This is a genomic window from Serratia sp. CY31944 (assembly GCF_052169175.1).
Taxonomy (GTDB): Bacteria; Pseudomonadota; Gammaproteobacteria; order Enterobacterales; family Enterobacteriaceae; genus Serratia; species Serratia sarumanii.
The window spans coordinates 1-11026 of sequence record NZ_JBJNLG010000038.1 but is presented as its reverse complement, the minus strand read 5'-3'; the positions used below and the strand labels follow the sequence as shown (position 1 = coordinate 11026).

Annotated in this window: 10 protein-coding genes and 1 tRNA gene; 9 read left to right on the top strand and 2 right to left on the bottom strand. The window is 58.6% G+C overall.

The genetic code is table 11. From position 1 onward, the window contains the following. Window positions 1–259: 259 nt before the first annotated feature. Entirely contained in the window at window positions 260–1156 is an 897-nt protein-coding gene (locus ACJ8IN_RS24365) for a glycerophosphodiester phosphodiesterase family protein (protein ID WP_308325450.1), read from the bottom strand. Window positions 1157–1339: 183 nt separating this feature from the next. Here ACJ8IN_RS24365 and dinB point away from each other — a divergent pair, with 183 nt between their 5' ends. Next, window positions 1340–2401, top strand: coding sequence for a DNA polymerase IV (gene dinB, locus ACJ8IN_RS24360; RefSeq protein ID WP_308325451.1), 1062 nt, complete (start codon window positions 1340–1342; stop codon window positions 2399–2401). A 42-nt stretch (window positions 2402–2443) separates the two neighbouring features. Here the strand turns inward: dinB and pepD are convergent, their stop codons facing one another. After that, window positions 2444–3904 (bottom strand): beta-Ala-His dipeptidase, encoded by a 1461-nt coding sequence (pepD, locus tag ACJ8IN_RS24355; RefSeq protein ID WP_060422188.1) that lies wholly within the window; start codon window positions 3902–3904, stop codon window positions 2444–2446. Between the two features lie 339 nt (window positions 3905–4243). Between pepD and gpt the strand changes: the two genes are divergently transcribed. From gpt to ACJ8IN_RS24315, 8 genes are all read left to right on the top strand, one after another. Beyond that, on the top strand, window positions 4244–4702 hold the full coding sequence (gpt, locus tag ACJ8IN_RS24350) for a xanthine phosphoribosyltransferase (protein ID WP_159317676.1): 459 nt from the start codon (window positions 4244–4246) through the stop codon (window positions 4700–4702). Window positions 4703–4843: 141 nt separating this feature from the next. Beyond that, window positions 4844–6091, top strand: a complete 1248-nt coding sequence (gene frsA, locus ACJ8IN_RS24345) for an esterase FrsA (protein WP_060422185.1) — start codon at window positions 4844–4846, stop codon at window positions 6089–6091. Between the two features lie 60 nt (window positions 6092–6151). Beyond that, window positions 6152–6553, top strand: a complete 402-nt coding sequence (crl, locus tag ACJ8IN_RS24340) for a sigma factor-binding protein Crl (protein ID WP_004930258.1) — start codon at window positions 6152–6154, stop codon at window positions 6551–6553. Window positions 6554–6669: 116 nt separating this feature from the next. Continuing rightward, window positions 6670–7773: a glutamate 5-kinase gene (proB, locus tag ACJ8IN_RS24335; protein WP_033653331.1), complete on the top strand. Its 1104-nt coding sequence runs from the start codon at window positions 6670–6672 to the stop codon at window positions 7771–7773. A 9-nt stretch (window positions 7774–7782) separates the two neighbouring features. After that, a complete protein-coding gene (proA, locus tag ACJ8IN_RS24330; RefSeq protein ID WP_015376739.1) occupies window positions 7783–9036 on the top strand; it encodes a glutamate-5-semialdehyde dehydrogenase in 1254 nt (417 codons plus the stop codon). 181 nt (window positions 9037–9217) lie between these two features. Then, window positions 9218–9293: transfer RNA gene (locus ACJ8IN_RS24325), tRNA-Thr, on the top strand. Window positions 9294–9457: 164 nt separating this feature from the next. After that, complete coding sequence (locus tag ACJ8IN_RS24320) at window positions 9458–10633, top strand: tyrosine-type recombinase/integrase (RefSeq protein ID WP_047569172.1); 1176 nt, start codon at window positions 9458–9460, stop codon at window positions 10631–10633. Beyond that, window positions 10633–11026 (top strand): AAA family ATPase (locus ACJ8IN_RS24315; RefSeq protein ID WP_442519553.1); only part of this gene is annotated, 394 nt, incomplete at its 3' end. The genes ACJ8IN_RS24320 and ACJ8IN_RS24315, both read left to right, overlap by 1 nt.

The window sequence follows — 11026 nt, the reverse complement described above, 5'->3', positions numbered from 1 at the left end:
GTTTCCAAAGATGGCCAGATCCTAGAGTATTGTCGTCACTAATGGTGATGTTTTGTTCGAAAAGTAGACGTTGATCGCATTATGAGAAGAGGATATTTATGCACCGAATATTATGCGGCTATACGTTTTATTTTTAATATATTTAATTGATAATAAATAAAATATTAATATTGATTGATCGTGAAATTCCGGAGAAATTCCCTTCATTAGGAGAGCGTTGAGTATCTCATTCCCTCAGATTTTCTCCGGTGTTCTATTGTTATTTCGCCTTGCGGAAGCTTTTTGCCTCGGCCGGTGAGTTGACCATCACGCCGTCGGCGCCCAGAGCCAGCGCCTGCTGATAATCCTGCGGCGAGTTGACGCCGAACAGGATGATGTGCGCCGGGCCCTGTGAGCGAAAACAGTCCATCGACTCTTTATCCCAGGTCAGAAACGCCTTCGAACGCCCTTCGCCGAGGGTATATTTCTCCACCACTTCCACCTCGCGCTTCAGCTCCAGCCCGTACCAGCGCGGCTGGCGGTTGTCCGGTTTGACATCGCACTGGTGCGCCATGGTGACGTTGGCCAGCAGCGTGCGGGTCTCGTCGCGGCTTTCGAAGCGCGGGATGGCCGGCGGCAGCGCCTGCAGGTATTTGGCGTCGGTGGAGTAGACGCGGATGCGGTTCAGGCTGTCGGTGCTTTCCAGCGTCGCCAGCAGCGCCCGGCCAAACTGCGCCGGATCGGCGTCCGGGGATTTGATGTCCAGATAGAAAGTCACGCGCGGGAAGGCCTTCAACACCTCATCCAGCCGCGGAATGCCGATGCCCTGGCCGCGGAACGGGTGCGCATCCCCCTTGGCGAAAGCCCAGCCGGCGTCGATCTCGGCCAGCTGCGCGGCGGTATAGGCAGAGACCGGGCCCTGTCGGTTGGTCAACGTTTTCAGATCCGAAGGGCGATACAGCACGATGACGCCGTCTTTGGATTCTTGCAGGGTGATCCAGATGGCGTCGGCGCCGTTTTTCAACGCGGTTTCGATGGCGATGCGGGTGTTTTCCGGCGCATCGGCGGTGCCGCCGCGGTGGGCGACGATCGCCGGCGCGTGACCGGCGACGGCGCTGGCCGCCAGCGCGCTCAGCGACAGCGCGGAAGCCAGCAGCAAATGAGAAAATCTGATCATGTAGGGTACCTTTTCGTTGTCGTTGTGGTGAGCCGCACGGGATGGCGGAAATCATACTATTGAAAAATTAAGCTTTTTTAACAACGCGGAAATATCTGGCGGAAACGGCGCTTTCGTCGAACCCTGCGGCCTTGAGCTTTCGGTATCTGACTGTATACTTATACAGTGTTACTGGAGGGTGCGATGCGTAAAATCATTCATGTCGATATGGACTGTTTCTTCGCGGCGGTGGAAATGCGCGACGATCCCAGCCTGCGCGATATCCCGCTGGCGATTGGCGGCAGCGCCAATCGGCGCGGGGTGATCAGCACCGCCAACTACCCGGCGCGGCGCTACGGCGTGCACAGCGCCATGTCGACGGCGATGGCGCTCAAGCTGTGCCCGCACCTCACCCTGCTGCCGGGGCGCATAGCGGCTTACAAAGAGGCCTCGCTGCATATCCGTGAAATCTTCGCTCGCTATACGCCGCTCATCGAGCCGCTGTCGCTCGATGAAGCCTACCTCGACGTGACCGACAGCCCGCAATGCAACGGTTCGGCGACGCTGATCGCCCAGGAGATCCGCCAGGCGATCGTCGACGAGCTGAACCTCACCGCGTCGGCCGGCGTCGCGCCAATCAAGTTTCTCGCCAAAATCGCCTCCGAGATGAACAAGCCGAACGGGCAATACGTGATCACGCCGGCGCAGGTGCCGGCGTTTTTGCAGCAGCTGCCGCTCAGCAAGATCCCCGGCGTCGGCAAGGTGACCGCCAAGCGCCTGGAAGAGGTGGGGCTTATCACCTGCGCCGACGTGCAGCAATACGATTTGGCGCAGCTGCTCAAGCGCTTCGGCAAGTTCGGCCGGGTGCTGTGGGAGCGGTGTCAGGGCATCGATCGGCGCGAAATCTCTCCTGAGCGGCTGCGCAAATCGGTGGGGGTGGAGCGCACGCTGGCGGAAGACATTCACGACTGGGAAGATTGCGAAACGCTGATTATCGACAAACTCTACCCCGAGCTGGAGATGCGGCTGCGCAAGGTGAAGCCGGATCTGCACATCGCCCGGCAGGGCGTGAAGCTGAAGTTTCAGGATTTTCAGCAAACCACCCAGGAGCACGTGTTCCCGGTGCTGAACCGGCAGGATTTGCTGGAGGTGGCGCGGCAGGCGTGGCGCGAGCGGCGCGAAGGGCGCGGCGTGCGGCTGGTGGGGCTGCACGTGACGCTGCTCGATCCGCAGCTGGAGCGGCAGCTGGCGCTGCCTTGGGAATAAAAAAGCCGGCAAGTCGCCGGCTTTTTGCGTTAAGCGCGCGGCTTATGCGCGCTCAGGGATCGCTTTCAGCAGCGAGGTCAGCAGCTTCCAGTACAGACCGACGCTTTCGATATGCACCTGCTCATCCGGCGAGTGCGGGCCGGTGATGGTTGGCCCGATCGATACCATGTCCATGTTTGGATACGGTTTTTTGAACAGACCGCATTCCAGGCCGGCGTGGATCACCATGATGTTCGGCGTCTTGTCGAACAGCTCCTGATACAGCTCGCGCACCAGGTGCATCACCGGCGAATCGGCGTCCGGCTGCCAGCCCGGGTAGCCGCCCTTCGGCGCCACCTTGGCGCCGGCCAGCTGGCCCAGCGCGGTCAGCATCTCGACCACGTAGTCTTTGCCGCTGTCGAGCAGCGAGCGGATCAGGCAGATGATTTCCGCTTCGTTTTCGCTGGTGGTGACCACACCGACGTTCAGCGAGGTTTCCACCACGCCTTTTACCGCGTCGCTCATGCGGATCACGCCGTTCGGCGTGCCGTTCAGCAGCGCCAGGAAGCGCTGCTGGCTGTCGGCGCTCAGCGCCTGCGAAGCGCTGGTGGTCGGCTCCAGCAGCACGGTGATGTTCTTCTCTTTGGCGGAGAGTTCGTTCTGCAGCACCGTCAGGAACTCCTGGCTCAGCGCTTTCAGCACGTCGGCCTTGTCCGCCGGCACCGCAACCACCGCAGAGGCTTCACGCGGGATGGCGTTGCGCAGGGTGCCGCCGTTCAGATCCAGCACGCGCAGGTTCAGCGCCGCCGCATGGGCGAACAGGAAGCGCGCCAGCAGCTTGTTGGCGTTGCCCAGCCCAACGTGGATCTCGGCGCCGGAGTGGCCGCCTTTCAGGCCCTTGAGGGTCAGCTTCAGAGTTTGGTAACCGGCCGGCACCGCTTCGCGCTGCAGCGGCAGGGTGGTGATGAAGTCGATACCGCCGGCGCAACCCATGTAGATTTCGCCTTCTTCTTCGGAGTCGGTATTGATCAGGATATCCGCCTGCAGCCAGTTCGGCTGCAGCCCGAAGGCGCCGTCCATGCCGGCTTCTTCGGTCATGGTCAGCAGCACTTCCAGCGGGCCGTGCTCAACGCTGTCGTCGGCCAGCACCGCCAGGGCAGAGGCCATGCCGATGCCGTTGTCGGCGCCCAGCGTGGTGCCGCGCGCTTTCACCCACTCGCCGGCGATATAAGGCTGGATCGGATCCTTGGCGAAGTCGTGTACGGTGTCGTTATTCTTTTGCGGCACCATGTCCAGGTGCGCCTGCAGCGCGACCGGCTTGCGATTTTCCATGCCTTTGGTGGCCGGCTTGCGCAGCAGGATATTGCCGACCCGATCGCGCTCGGCGTGCAGGTTCTTTTCTTTGGCCCAGGTGAGGATGTGCTGCGCCAGCGCTTCTTCATGATAAGAAGGGTGCGGGATAGAACAGATCTTGGCGAAAATATCCCACAGCGGCTGTGGCGAAAGCTGAGACAATTCAGACACTATAAGTCTCCTGTGACGGCAGGCTCCGACAGGACGGGCGTGCCGCGCGGTTAAGGTGAGCGGGTATCTGTGCGTCGTGGCACGATCACCAGAGAATATCACTTTATTTCCGGCGGTGCGCGCACCGTATTGTGCGGTTTAAGCGCTTGATCACACGGCTTCGCTGCGGGAACGTTCGCTTTTTCAGCATCAATCACCGAAAAGCCGCACGTCGGAAATCGCGAGGTTTTCCTCGGTACAACTGGAATTCAACGCGGCCAGTCTCTATAATCTCGCGCAACCTTTTTTCCCCTGAACTATAAAGTAAGCCGCTTCACCAGCCGGCTGGGACACGATTCTATGAGCGAAAAATACGTTGTTACTTGGGATATGCTGCAAATGCACGCACGCAAGCTGGCGCACCGCCTGCTGCCTGCCGACAAATGGACAGGCATCATTGCCGTAAGCCGCGGCGGTCTGGTTCCGGCGGGCCTGCTGGCGCGCGAACTGGGCATCCGCTATGTGGATACCGTCTGCATTTCCAGCTACGACCATGACAACCAACGCGAAATGAAAGTGCTCAAGCGCGCCGAAGGCGACGGTGAAGGCTTCATCGTGGTGGATGATTTGGTGGATACCGGCGGCACCGCGAAAGCGATCCGCGACATGTACCCGAAAGCGCATTTCGTCACCATCTTCGCCAAACCGGCGGGCCGTCCGCTGGTGGACGACTACGTGGTCGACATCCCGCAGGACACCTGGATCGAACAGCCGTGGGACATGGGCGTCAGCTTCGTTCCACCGATCGGCGGCCGCTAAGCCCAGCCAGTTCCAAGCAAACGCCCGGTTATGCCGGGCGTTTGCGTTATTTTGGTTTCTCCCGCCAGAGTTAGGTACACTACCTCCAGTTAAGTAGGCCTTTTGCGGCCTATCGCCAGATTTACGGAGGCTGTTGTTACCATGGCACAGGCCAACCTTTCTGAAATTCTTTTCAAGCCCAAATTCAAACACCCTGAAACCTCGACGCTGGTGCTGCGCGCGCGCAACAAAGTGAGCGCCGCCATGCATTCCGCATTGGAAGGTGACACCACCGGCAGCTGGTACCGCATGCTGAATCCGCTGCTGTGGGCCTGGCGTGGCGTCAGCCCGATCGAAATCCACGAAGTGCTGGCGCGCATCGCCGCCTCCGACGCCGAACGCAGCAATCCGCAGCGGCTGGATACCGTGGTGGGCTACCGCAACGGCAACTGGATCTACGAGTGGATCCATCAGGGCATGCAGTGGCAGCAGCGGGCGACGGAGCAGCAGGATCCGCTGCTCGGCGGCCAATATTGGCTGAAGGCCGCGAGCCTGTACAGCATCGCCGGTTACCCGCACCTGAAGGGCGACGAGCTGGCCGAACAGGCGGAGATGCTCGCCACCCGCGCGTACGAAGAGGCGGCGCTGCTGCTGCCGTATCAGTTGAAAGAGCTGGAGTTCCGCATCGAAGGCGGCGCCAGCGTCACCGGCTTCCTGCACATGCCGGAGAAGGGCGAAGCGCCGTTCCCGACGGTGCTGATGTGCGGCAGCCTCGATACGCTGCAGACCGACTATCATCGCCTGTTCCGCGACTACCTGGCGCCGCACGGCATCGCCATGCTGACGCTCGACATGCCGTCGATCGGCTCCTCCTGCAAATGGAAGCTGACGCAGGATTCCAGCTACCTGCACCAGCAGGTGCTGATCCAGCTGGCCTCGGTGCCGTGGGTGGATCATCAGCGGGTGAGCGCCTTCGGCTTCCGCTTCGGCGCCAACGTGGCGGTGCGGCTGGCCTACCTGGAGCCGCAGCGGCTGCGCGGCGTAGCCTGCCTGGGGCCGGTGGTGCATCGCCTGCTGTGCGACAGCAGCACCCAGTTGAACGTACCGGACATGTATATGGACGTGCTGGCCAGCCGCATGGGCATGGCCAACGCCTCCGACAACGTGCTGAAGGTGGAGCTGAACAGCTACTCGCTGAAAATGCAGGGGCTGCTGGGGCGCCGTTGCCCGACGCCGATGATCTCCGGCTACTGGGAGCGCGATACGCTCAGCCCGAAAGAGGAGTCGCAGCTGATCGTCACCTCCTCGGTGAGCGGCAAGCTGGTCGCCATCCCGCGCACCCCGGTTTACGACAGTTTCCACCGGGCGTTGCTGCAAATGTCCGGCTGGCTGAAGGACAAAATGCGTTAATTAGTTGCTAAATTTTAACAGTTTGTTAAAAAGAGTGGTCTACATTGAGGAGGTTAGAGAATGACGTTACCGAGTGGTCACCCTAAAAGCCGACTAATGAAACGTTTTGCCAGCTTGGGGCCGTACCTGCGTGAAGGGCAATGTGAAAACGACCGTTTTTTCTTTGATTGTTTGGCTGTCTGCGTCAATGTAAAGCCCGCCCCGGAGAAGCGCGAGTTCTGGGGCTGGTGGATGGAGCTGCAGGCGGAAGAGGCGCGCTTCACCTATTCGTACCAATTCGGCCTGTTCGACAAAGAAGGCGACTGGACGGCGCAAAACATTAAGGATGATGAAGTGAACGCCAAGCTGGAAGACACCCTGCGCGACTTCCATCGCCGCCTGGGCGAGCTGCTGGCGACCATGGAACTGGGGCTGGAACCCGCCGACGATTTCAAAGAAAAACTGATCAAACTCTCCGCCTGACCCCGTTTGACCACGTATTGTGCTGATTTCGCGTTGTGCCTGTTGGCATAACGCGTCTCTCCTGTTACAAAGACCTTTGCACTCTTCTTCTCATCATTACACACGGCAGAAATACTATGAACGGCAGCCAGACATTGGTTGTGAAATTGGGCACCAGCGTGTTGACCGGCGGATCGCTGCGTCTGAACCGCGCCCACATCGTCGAATTGGTGCGCCAGTGCGCGCAGCAACACGCCGCGGGCCACCGCATCGTCATCGTCACCTCCGGCGCCATCGCCGCCGGGCGCGAACACCTGGGCTACCCCGAGCTGCCCGCCACTATCGCTTCCAAGCAGCTGCTGGCGGCGGTGGGGCAGAGCCGGCTGATCCAGCTGTGGGAACAGCTGTTTTCCATTTACGGCATCCACGTCGGGCAGATGCTGCTGACGCGCGCCGATCTGGAAGACCGCGAGCGCTTCCTCAACGCGCGCGACACCATGACGGCGCTGCTGGACAACCGCATCGTGCCGGTAATCAATGAGAACGACGCCGTCGCCACCGCCGAAATCAAGGTGGGCGACAACGATAACCTGTCGGCGCTGGCGGCCATTCTGGCCGGGGCCGACAAACTGCTGCTGCTGACCGATCAGCAGGGCCTCTACACCGCCGATCCGCGCAACAACCCGCAGGCCGAACTGATCCGTGAAGTGCACGGCATCGATGACGCGCTGCGCGCCATCGCCGGCGACAGCGTCTCCGGCCTGGGCACAGGCGGCATGGGCACCAAGCTGCAGGCGGCCGACGTGGCCTGCCGCGCCGGCATCGACGTGGTGATCGCCGCGGGCAGCAAACTGGGCGTGGTGGCGGACGTGATCGAAGGCAAACCGGTGGGCACCCGTTTCCACGCGCTGGAAACCCCGCTGGAAAACCGCAAACGCTGGATCTTCGGCGCGCCGCCGGCCGGCGAGATCACCGTCGACGACGGCGCGGTGGAAGCGATGATGGCGCGCGGCAGCTCGCTGCTGCCGAAGGGTATCCGCGACGTGAAGGGCGACTTCTCGCGCGGCGAAGTGATCCGCATCCGCAACCTGGCGGGGCGCGATCTGGCGCACGGCGTCAGCCGCTACAACAGCGACGCGATGCGCATGATCGCCGGGCACCACTCGCAGGAAATCAGCGAAATCCTCGGTTATGAATACGGTCCGGTGGCAGTGCACCGCGACGATATGATTGTCAGTTAAGGAGTGAGCATGCTGGAGCAGATGGGGAAGGCCGCCAAGCAGGCCTCCTGGCAGCTGGCGGTGCTGAGCACGGCGAAGAAGAATCAGGTGCTGTCGGTGATGGCCGACAGGCTGGAGGCCAACAGCGAAGCGATCCTGTTGGCGAACGAACAAGACATGGCGCAGGCGCGCGCCACCGGCATGAGCGAAGCGCTGCTCGATCGCCTGCTGCTGACCCCGGCGCGGCTGGCGGCGATCGCCAACGACGTGCGCCAGGTGTGCCGCCTGAACGATCCGGTCGGTCACGTGCTGGACGGCAACCTGCTGGACAGCGGGCTGAAGCTGGAGCGCCGCCGGGTGCCGCTCGGCGTGATCGGCGTGATTTACGAGGCGCGGCCGAACGTCACCATCGACGTCGCCAGCCTGTGCCTGAAAACCGGCAACGCGGTGATCCTGCGCGGCGGTAAAGAGACGCATAACACCAACCAGGCGACGGTGAAAGTGATCCAGCAGGCGCTGGAACAGTGCGGCCTGCCGGCGGCGGCGGTACAGGCGATCGACAGCCCGGATCGCGCGCTGGTGAACGAGCTGCTGCGCCTGGATCGCTATGTCGACATGCTGATCCCGCGCGGTGGCGCCGGCCTGCACAAGCTGTGCCGCGAGCAATCGACCATCCCGGTGATCACCGGCGGCATCGGCGTGTGCCACACCTACGTGGATGCCGACGTCGATTTCGACAAGGCGCTGACGGTGATTGAAAACGCCAAGATCCAGCGCCCGAGCGCCTGTAACTCGCTGGAAACGCTGCTGGTGAACCGCAGCATCGCCGCCGAGTTCCTGCCGGCGCTGAGCGCCAAAATGGCGGCGGCGGGCGTGACGCTGCACGCGGCGGAAAACGCGCTGCCGCTGCTGCAGGGCGGCCCGGCGACGGTGGTGCCGGTGAACGCGGAGGATTACGACGACGAATGGCTGTCGCTGGATCTGAACGTGTTGCTGGTGGACGATATCGATCAGGCCATCGACCACATCCGCACCCACGGCACCAACCACTCCGACGCGATCCTCACCCGTTCGCTGAGCAGCGCCGAGCACTTCGTGCGCGCGGTGGACTCTTCGGCGGTGTACGTCAACGCCAGCACCCGCTTCACCGACGGCGGCCAGTTCGGCCTGGGCGCGGAAGTGGCGGTGAGCACCCAGAAACTGCACGCCCGCGGCCCGATGGGCCTGGACGCGCTGACCACCTACAAGTGGATTGGCTACGGCGACGATCTGGTGCGCAGCTAAGGCCGGATTGAAGCAGTAAAGACGTCAGGGCGCAGCGTGCTGCGCCCTGAGTGTTTTTGGGGGGCACGGCAGTATCACTGCTTGCAAAACAACCAAACGCCCCGGCGGCTATTGACTCATTTCGTGCACAGGTCTACCTTGTTCAACGCACTTCCTGCTTGCCCCGCAGGCCCGGTTCGATGCCGATATAGCTCAGTTGGTAGAGCAGCGCATTCGTAATGCGAAGGTCGTAGGTTCGACTCCTATTATCGGCACCATCCTTTCTTCCTATGACATCCGTATTCATCCATAACCACTCTGTTTTATAAAGGTATTTGTGATTTTTTAATCCGTATTAGTCCGTAATGTTCCAGTGGAATCCGGTATCTAATATGTATAGGATTGCGTATATGTTCCTGTTCGGTCTTGGATTCCTATACACATGCCTTTAAACGATATGCAGATTCGCCGCGCTAAGCCTGAAGCTAAAACCTATACACTTGGAGATGGGCAAGGGCTGTCATTGCTTATAGAACCTAATGGAAGCAAGAGCTGGCGGTTCCGCTATCGTTATGCCGGTAAACCCAAAATGATCTCACTTGGCGTGTACCCAACGATCACACTTGCTGATGCTCGAGCCCGTCGTGACGATGCCCGCAAACTGGTCGCGGAGGGAAAAAACCCCAGTGAGGTTCGCAAACAACAAAAACTTGCTTTGCAAATTGAGTCTGAAAACGCCTTCGAAAAGATAGCCAGAGAATGGCATCAGCTTAAGTCTACTAAATGGTCGTCGGGATATGCCTCAGATATCATCGAAGCGTTTCAGAACGATATTTTCCCTTACATGGGGGCGAGACCAGTAGGCGAAATTAAACCGTTAGAGCTGCTGAATGTGCTGCGTAAAATTGAGAATCGTGGTGCTTTAGAGAAAATGCGCAAAGTGCGACAGCGCTGCTCGGAAGTTTTTCGCTATGCCATTGCTACGGGGAGAGCTGAGTTTAATCCCGCCGCAGATCTCTCAAGCGCCCTAGAAGTACATAAATCTAATCACTTCCCGTTCTTAAAAGCTGAGGAGATACCTGATTTTCTGCGTGCTTTAGACAGTTACACAGGGAGTCGGCTTGTACAGATTGCTACTAAATTACTGATGATTACGGGGGTAAGAACCATTGAACTACGTGCTGCATTATGGTCGGAATTTGATCTAGATAACGCTATTTGGGAAATTCCTGCTGAGAGGATGAAAATGCGTAGGTCCCATCTTGTGCCATTATCTACCCAAGCGTTAAAGTTACTAAATGAGCTCAAGATGATGACAGGAAACTATCGCTATGTTTTTCCGGGGCGGAACGATCCGAACAAGCCGATGAGCGAGGCCAGCATAAATCAACTGATTAAGCGCATAGGTTATGCAGGACGTGTTACAGGTCATGGGTTTAGACATACCATGTCGACTATACTGCATGAAAATGGATTCGACTCAAAATGGATTGAAGTACAACTGGCACATGTTGATAAAAATGCTATTCGTGGAACATATAATCATGCAAATTATCTATCTCCACGCATCAAAATGATGGTCTTCTATTCAAGTTATATATTCTCTGAGGGGGAGTGATGTATATATCTGGTGTTTATTTAAAAGGGTACCGAAATTACTCAGACGCATATGTAAAATTAAATAAAGCAACTCTTATTATTGGTGCGAATGATGTTGGAAAAACTAACCTAATTCATGCGATACGATTGCTACTAGATAAGAGCTTTTCTGAGTTAGACTTAGAGCCAAAAAACAATGACTTTCATATTGATTCTAGTGGGAATCAATCTGATGAGATCGAGATAACTTTGCATTTTAGCGATGTTGAGGAAGACGCGGTACTCTCAAGACTTGCGGGGAGTGTGAGTGACGCAGGTAGAACAGTAATAAGATATGTTGCCTATAGAACAACGTTAGAATATAAAATATTTATCGGATTTAATGTAAAGCATATGGAAGAGGTGTCGAGTC